The 19,926-nt window shown below is 65.0% G+C and carries 17 protein-coding genes; 11 read left to right on the top strand and 6 right to left on the bottom strand.

What is annotated here, in order from left to right; genetic code table 11:
- Positions 1-14 precede the first annotated feature (14 nt).
- Positions 15-1,550: a hypothetical protein gene (locus tag RX329_RS28710; protein WP_026233643.1), complete on the top strand. Its 1,536-nt coding sequence runs from the start codon at positions 15-17 to the stop codon at positions 1,548-1,550.
- Here the strand turns inward: RX329_RS28710 and mdlC are convergent.
- From mdlC to RX329_RS28740, 6 genes are all read right to left on the bottom strand, one after another.
- Positions 1,547-3,154 (bottom strand): benzoylformate decarboxylase, encoded by a 1,608-nt coding sequence (gene mdlC / locus RX329_RS28715; RefSeq protein WP_317244699.1) that lies wholly within the window; start codon positions 3,152-3,154, stop codon positions 1,547-1,549. The two genes, RX329_RS28710 and mdlC, sit on opposite strands and share 4 nt — an antisense overlap.
- A 35-nt stretch (positions 3,155-3,189) precedes the next feature.
- Complete coding sequence (locus RX329_RS28720; RefSeq protein ID WP_317244701.1) at positions 3,190-4,638, bottom strand: aldehyde dehydrogenase; 1,449 nt, start codon at positions 4,636-4,638, stop codon at positions 3,190-3,192.
- A gap of 35 nt (positions 4,639-4,673) precedes the next feature.
- Positions 4,674-5,999: an MFS transporter gene (locus tag RX329_RS28725; protein WP_085352450.1), complete on the bottom strand. Its 1,326-nt coding sequence runs from the start codon at positions 5,997-5,999 to the stop codon at positions 4,674-4,676.
- Between the two features lie 89 nt (positions 6,000-6,088).
- Positions 6,089-7,798, bottom strand: coding sequence for an FAD-dependent oxidoreductase (locus RX329_RS28730; RefSeq protein ID WP_247404324.1), 1,710 nt, complete (start codon positions 7,796-7,798; stop codon positions 6,089-6,091).
- A gap of 46 nt (positions 7,799-7,844) precedes the next feature.
- On the bottom strand, positions 7,845-8,318 hold the full coding sequence (locus tag RX329_RS28735) for a MarR family winged helix-turn-helix transcriptional regulator (RefSeq protein ID WP_317244703.1): 474 nt from the start codon (positions 8,316-8,318) through the stop codon (positions 7,845-7,847).
- 43 nt (positions 8,319-8,361) lie between these two features.
- Positions 8,362-9,285, bottom strand: a complete 924-nt coding sequence (locus RX329_RS28740; RefSeq protein ID WP_018458707.1) for a LysR family transcriptional regulator — start codon at positions 9,283-9,285, stop codon at positions 8,362-8,364.
- 108 nt (positions 9,286-9,393) lie between these two features.
- On the opposite strand from RX329_RS28740, the gene RX329_RS28745 reads away from it, so the two are divergent.
- The 10 genes from RX329_RS28745 to RX329_RS28790 are packed head-to-tail and all read left to right on the top strand — an operon-like array spanning position 9,394 to position 19,900.
- Positions 9,394-9,717, top strand: a complete 324-nt coding sequence (locus tag RX329_RS28745) for a Dabb family protein (RefSeq protein ID WP_085352401.1) — start codon at positions 9,394-9,396, stop codon at positions 9,715-9,717.
- Positions 9,714-10,793 carry a maleylacetate reductase gene (locus tag RX329_RS28750; RefSeq protein ID WP_317244705.1) on the top strand — a complete coding sequence of 360 codons (1,080 nt, stop codon included), beginning with the start codon at positions 9,714-9,716 and terminating at the stop codon, positions 10,791-10,793. Before RX329_RS28745 ends, RX329_RS28750 begins: the two co-directional genes overlap by 4 nt.
- A gap of 4 nt (positions 10,794-10,797) precedes the next feature.
- Entirely contained in the window at positions 10,798-12,168 is a 1,371-nt protein-coding gene (locus RX329_RS28755) for an amidohydrolase family protein (RefSeq protein ID WP_317244706.1), read from the top strand.
- Between the two features lie 20 nt (positions 12,169-12,188).
- Positions 12,189-13,091, top strand: coding sequence for an NAD(P)-dependent oxidoreductase (locus RX329_RS28760; RefSeq protein WP_247370734.1), 903 nt, complete (start codon positions 12,189-12,191; stop codon positions 13,089-13,091).
- Between the two features lie 15 nt (positions 13,092-13,106).
- A complete protein-coding gene (locus tag RX329_RS28765) occupies positions 13,107-13,991 on the top strand; it encodes an intradiol ring-cleavage dioxygenase (protein WP_317244708.1) in 885 nt (294 codons plus the stop codon).
- 57 nt (positions 13,992-14,048) lie between these two features.
- A complete protein-coding gene (locus tag RX329_RS28770; RefSeq protein ID WP_317244709.1) occupies positions 14,049-15,443 on the top strand; it encodes an FAD-linked oxidase C-terminal domain-containing protein in 1,395 nt (464 codons plus the stop codon).
- A complete protein-coding gene (locus tag RX329_RS28775) occupies positions 15,440-16,966 on the top strand; it encodes a sugar ABC transporter ATP-binding protein (protein WP_317244710.1) in 1,527 nt (508 codons plus the stop codon). The genes RX329_RS28770 and RX329_RS28775 overlap by 4 nt, the downstream gene beginning before the upstream one ends.
- A complete protein-coding gene (locus RX329_RS28780) occupies positions 16,959-17,909 on the top strand; it encodes an ABC transporter permease (protein ID WP_317244712.1) in 951 nt (316 codons plus the stop codon). Before RX329_RS28775 ends, RX329_RS28780 begins: the two co-directional genes overlap by 8 nt.
- Complete coding sequence (locus tag RX329_RS28785) at positions 17,906-18,883, top strand: ABC transporter permease (protein WP_204510789.1); 978 nt, start codon at positions 17,906-17,908, stop codon at positions 18,881-18,883. The genes RX329_RS28780 and RX329_RS28785 overlap by 4 nt, the downstream gene beginning before the upstream one ends.
- A 42-nt stretch (positions 18,884-18,925) precedes the next feature.
- Positions 18,926-19,900, top strand: a complete 975-nt coding sequence (locus RX329_RS28790; protein ID WP_317244715.1) for a sugar ABC transporter substrate-binding protein — start codon at positions 18,926-18,928, stop codon at positions 19,898-19,900.
- Positions 19,901-19,926 lie beyond the last annotated feature (26 nt).

Genomic DNA, 19,926 nt, shown 5'->3' on the forward strand with positions numbered 1-19,926 from the left:
CGGATCGGCTCGACATGACCATCGAGTTTCGCTGTGAAATTGAGAATGCGCGGCGGTGGATGGGCCGCGAGACGCTGTCGATCGACGGGCGGGATGTACCGGTCCAGATCGCGTGGACGGCAACGGCGGAGCCGCGGCCGGCGGGTCTCGACATGCTGTTCGAGCTCGAACGTTTGGTGTTGCACAAGGGCAAACACAGCGGCACCGAAAGGCTGAAGATCAGTCCGGACCGGATGCAGGCTCGCGCCGGCACGGCAGACGTCGTCGTCGATTTCACCGGTGGCGCGCGGGATCCGAACTGCTCCGCCCGGCAGTATCTCCGCCCGCTGTTCAATGGAGTGGCAGGCGAAAACGCAGCTCTTGCCGCCATTCTCGCCGGCGATCTGCCGGTGATCGAAATCGTCGACGAGGTCGACGGTGCAGTCCTCGATCGTGGCCATCCCTCCGCCGAAATCGCGGCCGGTCTGAGCGGGGGCCTGGAAACGGTCATGGCGCGAACCCTGACCATGGTGGCCGCCATCCTGTCGGGACGACCGCGCATCGTGCCGCAGCTGGCACGACCGGCCCGAGCGGACAACGGCCGCCCGCCAACGGCTTATGTCGCGCGCGGCCTCACCATATCGATCGCCAAGGAGATCTATCGCCTCTGCTGCTACGCCCCGCATTGGCATGTCGGATGGCGCATCAACAAGGGCGCAGGCGTCTGGCAGACCGGAGACCTGTCAGGGCCTCGCTGGAACGTCCTTGCCGATCCCGGAAACCACTTCTACGCCGATCCTTTCCCCATCACGTGGCAGGGAAGAACATTCGTCTTCTTTGAGGATCTCGATCACCGGATTGGAAAAGGAATCATTTCCGCGATCGAGTTCGACGATAAGGGCCCGGTCGGAGCGGTCGTGCCCGTATTGGACGAGCCCTGGCACCTCTCCTATCCGTTCCTGATCGAGGACGATGGCGCATTGTGGATGATCCCGGAGAGCTCGACCAATGGGGACGTCGCCATCTATAAATGCGTTCGGTTCCCGGACAAATGGGAGCGCCACGCGACGCTGCTTTCAGGACTTGAACTCGCCGATGTGACGATCACGCGGCACAACGGCCTGCACTATCTGTTCGGAGCCTGGCGCGATGGCACTGGCGGGTATTCGGATTCGTTGGCGATCTATCACGCCGAGCACCTCATGGGCCCGTGGTTGCCGCATGCCAGCAACCCGGTCCTGATCGACCGCGCGAGCACGCGGCCTGCGGGGAATTTCGTCACCATCAATGACAAATTGTGGCGCCCGGTCCAGGATTGTGCCGGCGGATATGGGGCAGCGCTCGCCCTGGCGGAAATCGTCGAACTGTCGCCGACGACGTTCAAGCAGATTATCCGCCACTCTCTGCGGCCAGGGCCAGCATGGCCCGGCAGGAAGTTGCATACCTTGAATCGCTGCGGACAACTCGAGGTGATCGACGGGTCGCGTGTCCAACCGAAGACCCGTGCCTTCGGAGGCAAATTTCCATCGGCTGTCTTGTCGCCGCGGACCAGCCCCTCTGCCGCCAGCTAGGGCGGATGGCTGAACAGGTCCGTCGTGGCGTCGTCGACGGCGATATCGACCAGCGCGGGACCGCTTGATGCCAACGCTTCGGTCAAGATGGCGTCGACGTCGCCGACATCGGTCACGCGCTGCCCCGGACAACCCATTCCCCTTGCGAGCGCCACGAAGTCGAGCCCGGGCAGGTCGATCCCGGGCGGGCGATGCGCCTGCATCAGCTGGCTGAAGGCGCGCATCGCGCCATAGCCTGAATTGTTCATGATCACGAAAGTGATCGGCAGGCGGCGTTGCACCGCGGTCCAGATTGCCTGGATGCAATACATCGCCGATCCGTCACCGATCAGGGCGACGATGCGGCGGCCTGGCCGCGCCAGCGCCACGCCGACCGAGGCCGGCAGGCTATAACCAAGTCCGCCGCTCGCCATCGTGTAGAAGCTGTCCGCGCCAGGCCGTGGTAGGAATTGTTGGATGGCGGGACGATGCGACGGCGCCTCCTCGACCACGATCGCATCGGCCGGCATCAACGCGGAGAGCCGGGCGAGCGCATAAGCGGGCGGAAGCCGATTTTGCGCGGCAGGAACGGCAGGCCGCATCCGCGCGGCCGGCACCTCGCGCTCCGCGATCCCTGGCATCGCCGACAGCAGCCCAGCCAGCGCCTTTGGGAGCGTGCTGATGATGGTGTCACCGACAGAAGCGGATGCGGCTTCCGTCGGATCATCCGTGATCTGCCAGACCGGCGTTCCGTCGTCGAGCAATTCACATTGTCCTTCGACATGGAAAGTAAACACCGGCGCGCCGACCACGACGATCAGATCGGCGCCGCGCAATGCGCGGGCGAGCCCTCCCGGTGCTGCCGGAAGGAAGCCGGCGAACAGCGGATGCAATTCCGGAAAGCTCGAACGGCTCGACATCGGGCTTGCCCAAACGGCCGCGCTCGCCTGCTCGGCCACAGCGACCATCGCGTCGACGCAGCCGCTGCGATCGATCTCGGGTCCGACAACGAAGATAGGTTTTTTGGCGGCTCGGATCGCCGCGCCGAGCCGAACGATCGCCGCCGGATCGGGCGCAAACTCCGTCGCGATGCAGCGGACCGGTGGAGCGGTTGCGGGCCGCGCCCAATCATCCGACGGGACCGACACGAATGTCGGACCGCGGGGATGCTGCATGGCGGTGAGGAAGGCCTGCGCGATCGCCGCTGGAACATCTTCGGCGCGCGCCGGTTCGGCGCTCCATTTCACATAGGGCTTTGGAAACTGTGCGGCGTCCTCGGAGAAGAGATAGGGTCGCATCCGCAATAGGCTGCGCGCCTGCTGCCCGGCTGTCACGACCATCGGTGTCTTGTTGCGGAATGCGGTGAAGAGATTGCCGAGGGCATGACCGAGCCCAGCCGCCGAGTGCAGATTGACGAACGCCGCTCGTCCCGTGGCCTGCGCATAGCCGTCTGCCATGCCGACGACGCAGGCTTCCTGCAATCCGAGCACGTAGTCGATGTCGTCGGGCCAGTCGCCAAGGAAGGCAAGCTCGGTCGAGCCGGGGTTGCCGAAAACGCGATCGACGCCAAAGGAGCGAAGCACACCGAGGGTCGCTTCCCGAACCGTGAGAACTTTCGAATTCATGAATAGCGTCCTGATGGGCTTCGCTTGTTGCGCGGTCAGAAGGGATAGTGCTGCGGCTGGGTCTCGATGGTGATCCAGCGCAGATCGGTGAACTCGGCGATCCCGGCCTGACCTCCGAAGCGGCCGTAGCCCGATCCCTTCATGCCGCCGAACGGCATCTGCGCCTCGTCATGCACGGTCGAGCCGTTGACGTGGCAGATGCCGCTTTCGATCCGCTGCGCCACCGTCAGCGCGCGCGCGACGTCGCGGCCGAACACGGCGGCCGAGAGGCCGTACTCGGTATCGTTGGCAAGCCGCACCGCGTCATCCACGCCACTTGCCCGGATCACCGAGACGACGGGACCAAAGCTCTCCTCGGTATAGATGCGCATGCCGGGCACCACGCGGTCGAGCACGGTGGCCGGGACGACCGTGCCAACCCGGTCGCCGCCCGCGAGCTTGACGGCGCCTTTGGCGACCGCGTCGTCGATCAACGCAACGACATGCTTGGCCGGCGCCTCGTCGATCATCGAGCCGACGACAACGGGACCGGAGCGCGGGGCGCCGGCCGGAAGCGCAGCCGTTTTCTTCGCGAGCTTGTCGACAAAGGACGCCGCTACCGCCTCGTCGACGATCACCCGTTCGGTCGACATGCAGACCTGGCCCTGATTGATGAAGGCGCCAAACGCCACGGCCGCGACGGCGGCATCGACGTCGGCATCGTCGAGCACGACCAGAGGCGCCTTGCCCCCTAGTTCGAGCAGCACTGGCTTGAGCTGGCGCCCGGCGAGCTCGGCGATGACGCGACCGACGCGGGTCGAGCCGGTGAAATTGATCCGCCGCACGGCCGGATTGGCGATCAGGCGCTCGACCAGAGCGGGCGCATCGGCCGGTGCGTTGGTCAGAACATTTACGACACCGGGCGGAAAGCCTGCGTCCTTGAAGACCTCGCCGATCAACCGGTGCGTCCCCGGGCATATCTCGGAGGCCTTGAGCACGACGGAATTGCCGCAGGCGAGCGCCGTCGCCACGGCGCGAACGCCGAGAATGATCGGCGCATTCCACGGGGCGATGCCGAGGCACACGCCGGCGGGCTGTCGAATGGACATCGCGAGGCATCCCGGCTTGTCCGACGGGATCACCTCGCCGGCGATCTGCGTGGTGAGCGACGCCGCTTCGCGCAGCATGCCGGTCGCGAGCTTGACGTTGAAGGCCGACCAGATCTCCGTCGTGCCGATCTCGGCCATCATAATCCGGACGAAGGCGTCGCGCTTGGCCTCAAGCGCATCTGCGGCCTTCAGCAACAGGGCTCGCCTCGCATTCGGGCCGAGCGCCGACCATGCGGCAAACGCGGCGGAGGCCGCCGCCACCGCGGCGTCGGCATCGGAAGCGGTCGCGGCGGCCGCGCGGCTTGCGACCTCCTGCGACAGCGGATTGCGCCGCTCGAACACCTTGCCGCTGGAAGCGGCCTGATCCTGCCCGTTGATGAGAAGACTGACGTCCATGAAAAACCTCCCTGGGGTTGATAATGGCGCTCGCTCTAGCCGAGCAGCCGCGATTTTCCGGTTTCACGCGCAAAGCCGAGCGCAATCATCGCCGCGAGCGCGAGCGCAACGTAGTATCCTGTGATCGCGTAGGTGGAGCCCGTCTGCGCAAACAGGCTGGTGGCGACCAGCGGCGCAATGCCGCCGCCGAGCACCGTCCCGAGCTGCTTTCCGATCGACACGCCGGTGAAGCGAATGCGGGTCGGAAACAATTCCGGAAAATAGCTTCCTTCGCTGCCGAACATCAGCGGATGGATCACCCCCGCGGCGAGGATCACCGCGCCCGTCACCAGCACCGTGTCGCGGCTCGCGACCACACCGTAGAATGCAAACATCGAGATGGCTGCAAGCACCACGCCGGCCAAGAACAGACGCTTTCGTCCGATACGGTCGGACCAGGCTCCGATGAGTGGCATCGCAACGAGCCCGACGAGATTGGCGAACAGCACGGCCTGCGTGATGACGTCTTTCTGGACGCCGAGCTGACGGGTCGCGAAGGAGATGGTGAAGATGGCTGTCAGATAGAAATAGGACGTCTGCGCCATCTCGGCGAAGAATACGATGAGGATCGGCCGCCAATGTTCCCGCAGCGCTTCGACCACAGGCGCTGCTTCCGTCACCTTCGCCTTTCGGAATGTCGCGCTCTCCTCGATGCGCAGGCGCATATAGACGCCGAGCGCGACCAGAACCGCGCTGATCAGGAACGGCACGCGCCAGCCCCATGACAGCAGGTCCGCTTCCGGCAGCCGCGCGATCGTGAGCGCCGCAAACGAGGCGAGCACGACACCGACGGGTCCTGCGGCCTGGATCACCGCGGCCGAGAAGCCGCGCCGGTGCCCGGGCGCCGTCTCGATCGCCATAAGGATCGCCGCAGTCGATTCGCCGCCGAGCGCAAACCCCTGAACGAAGCGCAACGCCACGAGCGCGACGGTCGCAGCCACGCCTGCACTGGCGTAGGTCGGCAACAATCCGATCGACATGGTCGCAAGTCCCATCATGAGCAGCGTACACAGCAAGACGGACTTTCGGCCGAGACGGTCACCGAAATGGCCGAATACAAGCCCGCCGAGCGGACGCGCCAAAAATCCGACGGCAAACGTCGCGAACACCGCAATCGTCGCCGTGAGCTGGTCGAACTTCGGAAAGAACAATTGATCGAACACCAGCGGCGCGATCAGGCCGTAGATGAAGAAGTCGTACCATTCGATCGCGGTGCCGATGGTGCCGGCGATCAGGATACGCCGGCGGCTGCTCGCCGTCTGCTCGGCAGTGGCGCCGGCGGCGGCATGGTCGTCGTAGTGCTCCAATGCTCTTGTCGTCACGGTTTCCTCCTCCGGTGTCATTTGTCGTTTTGTTGTCTTGTTGTTATTGGCCGCCGCAGCCGCTGGTCGGATGCAACGGCGAGAGTCGATCAGCTTGCCAGCCGTGCGCCGTCGCTCGCGTTGTGTCCGAGTGCTCGGGCAAGGACGCGCCCGATCGTACCAGCCTGTGACGCGCTGCCGCGCCAAGCCACGATCTGGTCGGGGCGTATCAAAGCCACATCCGCCTCATAGAGATCGCGCAGGGATTTCGGCAGCGTGACGAGTTTCACATCGACCCCGATCGCACGGATGGTCTCGACGACTGACGCATGAGAGGTCATGACCTCGCCGAACTGGAGCAGCGTCCACTCGAACCCGAACAGGTCGTACAGCGAGACGCCGTCCTCCAACCACGTATGCGGGGCGCGGCCGCCGGGACAGGCGCTCGGAACGTAGACGTTCGCGGCATCGGGCGGCGGCTGGCTGCCGTCGGAGACGATGATCGGCGAGCCGTCGTAGCGCCCACCGAAGGTGACGCCGGGAATGTTGAATTCCGCGCGGGCGTGCTGTTCGAGATAGACGCCCGCCGTCCGCCGCGCCTCGTCGCCGGCCTCGGTGGCGTCCTCGATGTCAGGCGCAGGCGCGAACAGACCGAGCGAGTCGGCAAAGCGACGCGCATAATCGGTGTTGCGCAGCGCCACCGGACGCCGCTCGACCTCGTAGCTGTCGAGCAGCTCCGCCGGGCTCACACCATTGATGACGCTTGCGAGCTTCCAGCCGAGGTTGACCGCATCCTCGATCGCGGTGTTGTAGCCAAGGCCTCCGGTCGGCGTGAACAGATGCGCCGCGTCGCCGCCGAGGAACACTCTGCCCCGCTGCATTCCGTTTGCGACCAGCGCGTGGCCGGCGGTCCAGGTCACGAATGACAGCACTTCGCAGTCGATCGGCGCGCCGCAAGCACGCTGGAACGCTGCTTTGGCCTCGTTGATTGTGATCGCACTCTCGTCTTCGCCGGGCCGAAGCTGCGTGTGAAACGCAAATTCGTCGCGCCCATTCACCGATGCCATGAAGGCGCGGCGGTCGCCGTTGAAGCAATTGTACATCCACGCCTTGGCATGCGGGATGCTCGCGTAGAAGCCAGGCGAACGGAGATAGACCGCCAGCATGCGGCCGCCCATGAAATCGCGCTGCGTTCCGGTTTCGCCGCCGTAGACGATCCCGAGCGATTGCCGGACCATCGAGCGCGGCCCGTCGGCTCCGACCAGGAAGTCGGCCCGGACCTGAAAGCGGCTGTTGTCATCGAGACATTCGATCTCGGCGATAACGCCGTCATCGCTCTCGACGTAGCTGATCAGACGATGACCGTAGCTGAGCCGTATTCCGGGAAGCCGTTCGGCGTGGCGGCGCAGCACCGCCTCGACGTATTTTTGCGAGACCCGATGCGGCAGCTCGGCGGCGCTCCAGGAGCCCGACATGCCCTTGACGAGCTCGCCCGCGCGTGACGATGACGGCAACTGAAATCGGGCCAGCTCGTAACCGGTGTAGCGCGTGAAATACGCAACGTCGGTCGGGTAATCCGCAGGCAGACCTTCGCGTCGGATCTCGTCGGCAAAACCCAGCCGCCGATAGTGCTCCATCGAGCGCGCTTGCGTCGCATTGGCTTGCGGATTGAATGCTGTGCCCGGCTTTTCATCGACCAGGATCGCGGACACGCCGCGCCGGCCGAGCTCGTTGGCGAGCATCAGGCCGCAGGGCCCCCCACCCACGATGAGCACCGAGGCCGTCAGACATGTTTCCAAGGCGCTTCTCCCTACCAGCATTATTCCGCATGGTAAGGTCGCCTGACGATATCGTCAAGTAGCCTGACTACTTGGCGTCGAGCGTATCGAGCGTATCGAACGTCGCGCCATAGACCGCCAGTCCCTTCAGGATCGCGTCCATCGTGGCCTTGCCGAGCTCGGCGCGCATCTCCTGCTCGGCAACGTCGACGGCGTCGCGGAACGCATCGAGCCATTTGCGCCCGGCCGGCGTGAACATGACGATGCGCGCGCGCCGATCGGTCGGATCGGCGATCCGATCGACCAGGCCGAGCTCGGCGCATTGATCGACCAGCTCGCCCATCGCCTGCTTGCTCATGGAGGCGCGGCGGGCGAGCTCCGTCAGTCTGGTCCCCTCCACGTCGAGATTACGTGTGAGGCCGACATGCGCGATCCTCGTTTCGCCATGCCCCTTCTCGCTCATCAGTTCGAGCACACGACCTTCGAAGCGCCGCACCGCGTTGTTGAGCAGCCGACCGATGTTGGCATGCCGCCATGCGGTGCCGGATGTCCTGGCTTTCAATGGATGTGCCTTCTACAAAGCCGCCTGAATTCGAAAATGTCGCTCACTTCGCCGCGTCGATCCAGATCCCCGGCTGCGAATGCTCGCGGATGTGGGTGACCAGGAAGTCGGAAAAGACCCTGATCTTGGCAGGCAGTCCGGCACGGTTCTGGTAGGCGATGTTCATCGTCAGCAGCGGCAGCTCCCAGTCCATCAGAACGGGGACGAGGCGGCCCGCCGCGATGTCGCTTTGCACGATATAGAGCGGCTGGATGAGGATGCCGAGCCCCGCCAGCGCGGCGCCGCGGATGACCTGGCCGTCATTGCTGTCGAGCGTCGACGTGATGCGAACAGTCTGCGCGCCATTGCCCTTGCGCAGGCGCAGCGAATAGGGATCGTTGGCGAGATTGTAGATCAGCATGTTGTGGCGCGCGAGATCGGCGGGCTGCTCCGGCTCGCCGCAGCTTGCGAGGTAGGACGGCGCAGCAGCGAGCACCCGCCGCATCTGGCCGATGCGGCGGACGATGATGTTGGAATCCGGCTCCTGCTCGCGCGTCCTGATCGCCACGTCGATGCCGGCCTCGATGAAATCGGAGTACCGGTTGGCGGTGGTGATCTGCATGTTGAGCTTCGGATAGCGGGCGCGGAAGGCTGGCAGCATCGGCGCCAGATAGATCACCGCAAAGGACAGCGAGCTCGTGACCCGTAGCATGCCTTGCGGCGACAGCGCCCGATCGCTGACGATGTCCTCGGCCTCGGCCAACTCGCTCAAAACCCGGCTCGAGCGCTCCAGCAGCTCCTGCCCCGCCTCAGTCAACCATAGCCGACGGGTGTTGCGCTCGATCAGCCGGACTGCAAGGCGCTCCTCGAGAGCGCTGAGATGGCGGCTCGCGGCAGCATTCGACATGCGTAGGGCTTCGGCAGCTTTGGACATGCTGCCGAGCTCGGCCGTCTTGGCGAATACTTCCAACTGGAGCAGGCGGTCCATTTTTTCGCAAACAGGAAAAGAGACTTACGATTATTGAGCTTTATTTCCGTATCCCGCAAGTCAAAATGGCCCAAACACAAGTAAGATAGCAGGCGAGGAAACAGGGAAATGTCGGGCCCGATCAGGCACATCGTGATGTGGCGGCTGCGCGGCGAGACGCCAGCGGAGCGTTCCGCCGCCCGGGTCAAGGTCAAGACCCTGTTCGAGGGGCTACGCGGCCGGATCGACGGCCTCACCCACATCGAAGTCGGACTCGATGTCAGCGATGTCGACTACGCTTGCGACGTCGTTCTGTTCTCCGAATTCACCGACCACGCTGCGCTCCAGGCCTACGCCACCCACCCGGAACATTTGCGCGTGCGCGAGGCGCTGGGCGACTTGCGGATCGGACGCTTCCAGGTCGATTATCCCATCAAAGAGACCGGCGCATGATCGGTACGTTCACCTTTGAAAACCTGCCCTGCCGCGTCGTGTTCGGCAGCGGAACACTGGCTGAAGCCAAGGCCGAGGTCGAGCGGCTCGGTGGCAAGCGCGCGCTGGTGCTGACGACGCCGCAGCAGGAGGCGCAAGGCAAAAGCCTGGGCGCGGCGCTCGGTCCGCGCTACGCCGGCATCTTTCCGGGCGCGACCATGCACACCCCGGTCGAGGTCACGGAGCGGGCGCTCGCGGCGATGAAGGCGTGCGAGGCCGACTGCGTCATTTCCCTTGGTGGCGGATCCACGACCGGGCTCGGCAAAGCGCTCGCCTTGCGTACAGGCGTCAACCAGCTCTGCATTCCCACCACCTATGCCGGCTCGGAGATGACGCCGATCGTTGGACAGACCGAGAACGGGTTGAAGACCACGGTACGCGACGCCGCCATCCTGCCGGAAACGGTGATCTACGATGTCGATTTGACCCTGACGCTGCCGGCGAGCCTGGCCGCGACATCGGGCATCAATGCGATCGCGCATGCGGCCGAAGCGCTCTACGCGCGCGACACCAATCCTGTTACGTCGCTGATGGCAGAAGAGGGCATTCGCGCGTTGGCATGTGCCCTGCTCGCCATCGCCGCCAAGGGCGACGATCGCGAGGCTCGCAGCGAGGCGCTCTATGGCGCTTGGCTGTGCGGCGTCTGCCTTGGTACCGTCGGCATGGCGCTGCATCACAAGCTCTGCCACACGCTCGGCGGCACCTTCGACCTGCCGCATGCCGACACCCATACCATCGTGCTGCCGCACGCGCTGGCCTATAACGCGCCGGCCGTGCCCGATGCGATGGCGCGGATCTCACGCGCAATCGGCGCCGCCGATGCACCGCAAGGACTTTTCGAGCTCGCGAAGCGGCTGGGTGCGAAGGTCGCATTGCGCGACATCGGCATGCCCGAAGGCGGCATCGACAAGGCTGCGGATCTCGCCGTCACCAACGCCTACTGGAACCCGCGCCCGCTTGATCGCAACGCCATTCGCGACCTGATCGCGCGCGCCTGGGCCGGCGAGCCGCCCGGCGCCATCAAAACGGCAGTTTGATTCGATGCGGCGCACGCTCATCAAATCCGCTGTCATCATCAGCATGGATGACACGATCGGCGATTTACCTCGCGGCGACGTGCTGATCGAGGGCAGCCGCATCGTTGACGTGCGTCCATCGATCGACGTCGGCGGCGCGGCCGAGATCGAGATCGTCGACGGCACCGGGCGCATCGTCATCCCCGGCCTGATCAACGCCCATATGCACACCTGGCAGACGGGCTTACGCGGCTATGCCGCCAACTGGACGCTGCTGGAATATTTCCGCCGCATGCATGCGGGTCTCGCTACGGTCTTCAGGCCCGAGGACATTTATATCGCGACCTTGGTGGGCGCGCTGAACCAGATGAACCAGGGCACCACCACGCTGGCCGACTGGTGCCACAACAATCCGACGCCCGATCATACCGACGCCGCCGTGCGCGGCCTGATCGAGAGCGGTATCCGTGCGGCCTTCTTCCACGGCTCGCCCAAGCCCGAACCGAAACCGGGCGAGCCGCACTTCTCGGAAGTGCCGCATCCACGCAATGAGGTCGAACGACTGCTGGCGGGGCCCCTCGCCGACCGCGACGGCCTCGTCACGCTCGGCCTTGCGATCCTGGGGCCACATTACTCGACGCTCGACGTCGCCATGCACGATTTCCGCATGGCGCACGAGCTCAAGCTGATCGCATCCATGCATCAGGGCGGTGGTTCCGCGAAGACGCCCGGTGGCTGGGAGAAGCTGATCGGGGCGGGTCTAGTCGGCCCCGGCATCAACATCGTCCATGGCAATGACCTGCCTGACGAACTGCTGGACCGGATGGTCGATCTCGGCGTCTCCTTCTCGGTGACGCCGGAGAACGAAATGATCCAGGGCCACGGCTTTCCGATCACCGGACGGCTGCTCAAGCGCGGCGTGCGGCCGACCATCGGCATCGATCTGGAATCCGTACTGGCGGGCGACCTCTTCTCCGCCGCGCGCGTTGCGCTCTCGATGCAGCGGGCGCTCGACAACGCCGAGTCGCGCAAGGCCAGCGGCACCATTCCGGCGACGACCACGATCCCCGTCCGCGAGGCGCTGCGCTGGATCACGACGGAAGGCGCCCGCATGCTCGGCCGCGAGGACCAGATCGGCTCGCTGACACCGGGCAAGCTCGCCGACCTCGTCATCATCAATTGCTCCGATCTCAACCTCGTCCCGGTGCACGATCCCGTTTCCACCGTGGTGATGCAGACGAGCCTTGCCAATATCGAGGCCGTGATGATCGGCGGCGTGTGGAAGAAGCGGAATGGTCGGCTGCTGGCCGAGGGCCTGGGGGCGAAGAAGGAACTGCTCGTGCAATCCGGCCGGCGACTGGTGCACGACATCGAACGACAGGGACACGCCGCCTGAGGGCGTCAAGGACAACAACAATGACGGACGCTTCGAAACACATCGCTTTCATCGGGATCGGCAAGATGGGCTTGCCGATGTCGGTGCTCGTCGCCAAGGCCGGTTATGCGGTGACCGCGTTCGACCGGAGCGCCGCACGGCTCGCGGAGGCTCGCACGCAAGGCATTTCGATTGCCGCTTCACCGGCCGAGGCCGTGGACGGCAAGGCCGCGATCGTCACGTCCTTGCCCGATGACGCTGCCTTGCGCGGCGCATTGCTCGGCCCAACCGGCCTCATCGCCGCGATGGCGGCTGGATCTGTTGTGATCGAGACCAGCACCGTGAGCGTCGAGGCGTCCGCAGAGGTCGACGCCGCCGCCCAGGCGCGCGGTGTCTTCTACCTGCGGGCGCCGGTCTCGGGCAATGCCAGTATCGTCCACACCGGCGCGCTGAGCTGCTTCGTCTCGGGCCCGGAGGACGCCTACGAAAACGCAAAGCCGCTGCTTGCCGCCTTCACCCGCGCCCAGACCTATCTTGGGCCCGGCGAGGAAGCGCGATATGCGAAGCTTGCGGTCAATCTGATGATCGCGGTGTCGGCCGCGATGATGGCGGAGAGTCTGGCGCTGGCGCGCAAGGGCGGCATCGGCTGGCAGGACATTCTGAAAGTCCTCGACGACAGCGCGGTCGCCTCGCCGATGGTGAAATACAAGACCGCGCCGCTGCGCAGCCGCGATTTCGACTCGACTTTCTCCTGCAGGCAGATGGCCAAGGATCTCGATCTGATCCTCGGTGCCGGCCACGCCGTCGGCGTGCCGCTTCAGCTCGCGGCCCAGGTGCGCGAGACCTATGGCTCGCTGGTCGCGCAGGGCGACGGCGACGCCGACTTCATCGCGACCGTCAAGCACCTCGAGCGGCTGTCCGGCCTTGGCGAGCCCAAACTCTGATTCACGGAGGCACCTATGCGAAATTTCAACGAGAACACGATCACGGACGCGGTGCTGGATCGGATCGCAGGCGCGACCGATCCGCGGATCAAGCAGGTCAGCGAAGCGCTGGTGCGCCACCTTCATGCCTTCGTCCGCGAGGTGCGACCGACCCAGAAGGAATGGGAATACGGCATCGAGTTCCTGACCCGCACCGGCCACATGTGCGACGACAAGCGCCAGGAGTTCATCCTGCTGTCGGACGCGCTCGGCGTCTCCATGCTGGTCGACGCGATCAATCATCCCGTGCCGGAAGGCGCCACCGAAACCACGGTGCTCGGTCCGTTCTTCGTGCAGGCGTCGCCCGAGAAAGACAACGGCGCTGACATCTCCGGCCCGATGGAAGGCCATCCGATGCTCGTCACCGGCTCGGTGTCGACCGTCGACGGACGGCCGCTTGCCGGCGCCGTCGTGGATGTCTGGCATTCCGACGATGATGGCTATTACGACGTGCAGCAGCTCGACAAGATCGGCGATCTTGCGATGCGGGCGCGCTTCCACACCGACCAGAACGGCCGCTTCAATTTCTGGTCGATCAAGCCGGCTGCCTATCCGATCCCACATGACGGCACAGTTGGGGACATGCTGGCGGTCCAGGGCCGCCATCCCTGGCGCCCGGCGCACGTGCATTTCATGATCTCGGCGCCCGGCTTCGAGCAACTCGTGACCCATGTGTTCGTGGCCGGCGACCAGTATCTCGACAGCGACGTGGTGTTCGGCGTCAAGGACAGCCTGATCCGCGAATTTGTGCAGTGCCCGCCCGGCCGTGCGCCCGATGGTCGCATGGTAGACATCGAGTATTTTCACCTCAACTATGATTTCGGCCTGAAGCAGGTCGCTAGCAGCGCAAGAGCCGCTTAAGCTGAACGACGGCGGACCAGACAAGAGTCCGACAACAGGGCCAGACAGGGAGTAAGAATGGGACCGCGAGTCAGCACGAGCATATTGGCCGATCGCCTCACAGGCATGATCGGCCCGCGCGCGAGCGTCGCGCGTGGCGTGCTCGATCAGCATGGGCAGAGCGAGTCGCATTATCGCAACCTGCCGCCCGACATCGTCGTCTTCCCTGAAACCACGCAGGAAGTCGCGGAGATCGTCAAGCTGTGCGCTAGCGCGAATATGCCCATCGTACCGTTCGGCGCCGGGACCTCGCTCGAAGGCAATGCGGCCGCGGTCGCGGGCGGCGTCTGCTTCGACTTCGCACGCATGAACAAGGTGCTGACGGTGCACGATAGCGACATGGACGTCGTCGTGCAGCCCGGCATCACCCGAAAGCAGCTCAATGCAGAGCTGCGCGGCACTGGGCTTTTCTTTCCGATCGATCCCGGCGCCGACGCCTCGATCGGCGGCATGACGTCCACGCGAGCTTCCGGCACGATGGCGGTGCGCTACGGCACCATGAAGGACAACGTCATGGCGCTGGAGGTGGTTCTGGCCGACGGCCGCGTGATCCGGACCGCCAGACGCGCGCGCAAGTCAGCCGCCGGTTACGACCTGACGCGCATGTTCGTCGGCGCCGAGGGCACGCTCGGACTCATCACCGAAATCACGCTGAAGGTGCATCCCGTGCCGCAGGCGATCTCGGCCGCGGTTTGCAGCTTCGACACCCTGCACAACGCCGTGGACACCGCGATCTCGATGATCCAGTCCGCGATCCCCATCGCGCGTATCGAGTTGCTCGACGACGTCATGATGCGCGGCATCAACGCCTACGCGAAGCTCGGCTATCGCGAAGCCCCGACGCTGTTCTTTGAATTCCATGGTTCCGAGACTTCCGTCGCCGAGCAGGCCGAGGCCGCACAGGCCATCGCCGCCGACCATGGCGGCCACGGCTTTGCCTGGTCCAAGGCACCGGAGGATCGCAGCCGGCTCTGGCACGCCCGCGACAACACGCTCTATGCGGGCCTGGGCCTGCGCCCCGGCGCGCGTGCCGTGATCACCGACGTCTGCGTGCCGATCTCGCGACTGGCGGAATGCCTCACGGATACCCGGCGCGACGCGGACGAGCACGGTTTTACGGCGCCGATCGTCGGGCATGTCGGCGACGGCAATTTCCACATGCTGATTCTGATCGATCCGGCCAGGCCCGAGGAAGCCGAAGGCGCCAAGGCGCTGCAGGCCCGCATGGTCGCCCGCGCGATTGCCATGGACGGCACCTGCACCGGCGAGCACGGCATTGGGCTCGGCAAGATCGATTATCTCACCGACGAGCTCGGCGAGGCCGTCGATGTGATGCGGTCGATCAAGACCGCGCTCGACCCTGACGGACTGATGAACCCCGGAAAGATCTTTGCAGGCGGAGCGCAGGCATGAGCACCGCCGCATTAGCCGTCGAGCCCGCCTCACCTGTCCCGCTCCTTGAGCTGCGCGACATCAGTAAGGAGTTTCCCGGCGTCAAGGCGCTGGACGACGTCTCCTTTGCCGTCTTCCCCGGCGAAGTCCACATGCTGCTGGGCGAGAACGGCGCCGGCAAGTCGAGCCTGATGAAGGTGCTGTGCGGCGCCTATCGCGCCGATGCCGGCGAGTTCTACTACAGAGGCGAGCCGGTCGCGATCCACTCGGCCGCGGACGCGCAGAAGCTCGGCATTGCCGTGATCTTCCAGGAATTCTCCCTCGTCCCCCATCTCGATATCGCCCAGAACATTTTTCTCGGCCGCGAGCCGAAGGGCCGCATCCCCGGCAAGATCGATCGCCGCAAGATTTTGGCCGACGCGGCGCGCGTGCTCGGCACGATCGGCTTTGACATCGATCCCTCCACCATCGTTGACAAGCTGGGGGTGGCGCAGCAGCAGATGGTCGAGATCGCGAAGGCGATCAGCCAGAACGCCCGCATCCTGGTGATGGACGAGCCGACTGCGGCGCTATCCGATCGCGAGACCGAGCTGCTGTTCGCGCTGATCGCGCGGCTGAAGGCCGACGGCGTCTCGATCGTCTACATCTCGCACCGCATGGCGGAGGTGTTCGCGCTCGGCGACCGCATCACCGTGCTGCGTGACGGCCGCCGCATCGACGGCGTCAAACCTGCTGACGTCACGCCGGACCAGCTCGTCCGCATGATGGTCGGTCGCAACGTCGACATGACCTACCCGCGCAATTTTGCCGACAAGCCCGGCGAGCTGCTGCTCGAGGTCAAGGCCTTGAGTTCATCGACGGGGATCGCCGACATCAACATCGAGGTGCGCCGCGGTGAGATTGTCGGCCTGTGTGGCCTGGTCGGCTCCGGTCGCAGCGAAGTCGCGCGCGCGATCTTCGGTGCCGATCCCGTGACATCAGGCGAGATCGTGTTCGACGGCAAAGTCATTTCCGGTGAGCCCGACCTCGCCGCCCGCCGCGGCATTGCGCTGATCCCGGAGAGCCGCAAGAGCGAAGGTCTCGCGCTGCTGCGATCGGTGAGCGACAATCTGGTAGTGTCGGCGCTGCGAAAACTGTTCCCGAGCGGGTTGTTCGACCAGCGCAGTGCGCAGCGCACTGCCGACGGCCTGATCCGTCAGCTACGCATTGCGACGCCTAGCGCACGGCAGACCGTCGGCCTGCTTTCAGGCGGCAATCAGCAGAAGGTCGTGATCGGCAAGTGGCTCGCCGCCGGCTCGAAACTTTTCATCTTCGACGAGCCGACCCGGGGCATCGACATCGGCGCCAAGGCCGAAATCTTCGCCCTGATCGACCGCCTTGTCGCGGAAGGCGCGGCCGCGCTGATGATCTCGTCCGAACAGGTCGAGATCTGCCACGTCTGCGACCGCGCCTATGTGATGCGCGAAGGGCGCATCGCCGGGCATCTCGCGCGTAGCGAGTTGACCGAGGAGAACATCGTGCGACTGGGGATGCATCATGCGTGAGCCCGCGGTCGTCTCTCAACCGAATCCGCTGCAACGGGTTCCCGGCGTTGCCATCGTGCTGGTGCTGCTGATCGCGCTGTTCAGCACGATCGCGCCCGGCTTCCTGTCGGTCGCCAACCTCTCCAACGTGCTGGTGCAGTCGACGATCCTGACCATGCTCGCGCTGCCGATGACCTTGATCATCATGACCGAGGGGCTGGACCTGTCGATGGGCGCGGTGCTGACGCTGACCTCGCTCTGCGTCGCCATCGTCTCGCTCACCACCCACTCGATGTTGCTCGGCCTCGGTGCCGGGCTCCTCGTCGGCGCGGCCTTCGGCTTCGCCAATGGCTGGCTGGTCGCCATCGTGGGCATCCCGCCCTTCGTTGCGACCTTGGGCACGCTCGGCATGGCGCAGGGCCTATCGCTGATCGTCAGCGACGGCCAGAGCGTGGTCGGCATCCCCCACAGCGTGCGCGACATCTATTCGGCGACGCTTTTGGGAATTCCCGTGCCGATCGTGATGGCACTCGTGACCTACGCGGTCTTCCACGGCCTGCTCTATCACACCCGCTTCGGCACCTACATCTTCGCGCTCGGCGGCAACCGCGAGGCGCTGCGCTACGCCGGCCTCTCACCGAACAAGCTGCTGATCGCGGTCTATGCGATCGGCGGCGCCATGGCCGGCATCGCCGGCCTCTTGATGACTGCGCGGATGAATTCCGGGCATCCAACCGCGGGCCTCGGTCTCGAATTCGATGCGATCGCGGCCGTCGCCGTCGGCGGCACGTCGTTCGAGCGCGGCAATGGCTGGCTGCTCGGCACGCTGCTCGGGGTGCTCTCGGTCGGCGTGCTGCGCAACGGGCTGAACCTGATCTCGCTGCCGTCCTCGGTGCAGGTCGCAAGCGTCGGCGTCCTCGTCATCGTTGCCCTCTTCCTTGACGGCCTGCGGAGCCGCGCATGACCGACATCAGCAAAGACGCCATCGCGCCGCCCCGCTCGTTCCTGTCGCAGGACGCGATCCAAATGTTCTATCGCCTGCTTGCGGCGCTGCTGATTTGTGCGGTGCTCGCCGTGCTCAGCGATTCCTTCCTGAGCCTCGGCAACATTCTCAATGTGCTCAGGCAGGCGAGCCTGACCTTCTTCATCGCCTCCGGCCTGACCCTGGTGGTGCTGACCGCGGGCCTCGATCTCTCCGTCGGCGCCAATGTCGCGCTGTCCGCCTGCATCGCCGGGACCGTGATCCACAAGACCGGCTCGCCGGCGCTCGGCATCCTCACCGGACTTGCCTGCGGCGGCATCGTTGGGCTCCTCAACGGCGTCATGGTCACCGCGCTGCGCATCCCCTCCTTCATCGCCACTTACGGCATGCTCTGGGTGCTGAACGGCCTCACCTATTGGTACATGGCGGGTGAAACCCTTCACGGCTTCCCGGCCGGGTTCCGCCAGATCGGCAGCGGCTATCTATTCGGCCTGCCGATCCCGGTCTATCTGCTGCTGGTGTTCCTCGGGATCGGAACGCTGTTTGCGCAGCGAACGATCTGGGGCCAGGAGATCTACGCGATCGGCGCCAATCCGGTCGCGGCGCGGCTCTCCGGCATTCCGGTCGCCCGACGCCTGCTGCTGGTCTACGCCGTCTCCGGCACCATGGCGGGGCTCGCCTCGATCATCTTCCTGTCGCGGCTCAATTCGGCCGAGGCCGACATCGGCGAAAGCCTGACGCTGCCCGCGATCGCCGCGGTGCTGATCGGCGGCACCTCCCTGTTCGGCGGCGTCGGCACCGTGTTCGGCACTTTCATCGGTGCGCTGATCCTGACGCTGGTGCTGAACGGCATGAACCTCTTGTCGGTCAGCGCCAACTGGCAGCCGCTGGTGACAGGCATCATCGTCATTCTCGCGGTCTGGCTCGACATGAAGACCCGCCGCCGCGCGCAATGAGCTCTTGAACGACCAACAAGCAAAATGAGGGATGGAGGCAACATGAAACAGACACTGGGTTATTTGGCGCTGCCGCTGCTGATGGCGGCCGCGCTCACCACGCAAGCGCGAGCCGATGGCGAGACCATCGCCGTCTTTACCAAGAACCAGACCAATCCGTTCTTCCAGACGGTGCGGGTCGGCGCGGACAACATGGCGAAGACGCTGAACGCGAAGACGCTGCAATACATCCCGACCAAGCCCGACAGCATTCCAGAGCAGCTCAGCCAGATCGAAGACGTTGTGGTGAAGAAGCCGAGCGCCATCGTCTTCACGCCGGTCGACTACAAGGCGATGGTGCCGGGCGTCGAGAAGATCAACGACGCCAAGATCCCCGTCGTCAACATCACCGACCGCTCGGCCGGCGGCAAGTTCCTGTCCTTCGTCGGCGCCGACGATTACAGCCTCGGGCTCGAGACCGCGCGCTTCCTGCTCAAGACGCTCGGCGGCAAGGGCAACATCGTCATCATCGAGGGCGTCAAGGGCTCGCTGACCAATGTCGACCGCGTCCGCGGCTTCAACGACGCGCTGAAGGAAAAGGCCGGTGCGAAACTGCTGGCCTCGCAGCCCGGCAATTACCAGCGGCTCCAGGCGCTCCAGGTGATGGAGAATCTGATGCAGTCGAACGCGCAGATCGACGGCGTGCTCGCCGCCAACGACGCCATGGCGGTCGGCGCGATCGAGGCCCTCGACGGCGCCAACCGCAAGGCGCAGGTGATCGGCATCAACGGCACCAAGGAAGCGATCGACGCGATCAAGTCCGGCAAGCTGCTCGCGAGCGGCGATTACAACGGATTCTTTCAAGGCTGCCTCGGCACCATGATGGCGATCCGCTCCTTGCGCAACCAGCCCGTCATTGCTGAGATCGTGCTGAAGCCGACCGTCATCACCAAGGACAATTACCAGCCGTTCGACGTGCCGCTGGAGCAACGGAGCTGCCCGACTTTCGAAGAAGCCAGCAAGCTCGGCGGCAAGTAACCAACCGCCGCCATCACGACAAGCCC

The organism is Bradyrhizobium sp. BWC-3-1 (assembly GCF_032917965.1).
In the GTDB taxonomy this organism is placed as follows: domain Bacteria; phylum Pseudomonadota; class Alphaproteobacteria; order Rhizobiales; family Xanthobacteraceae; genus Bradyrhizobium; species Bradyrhizobium canariense_D.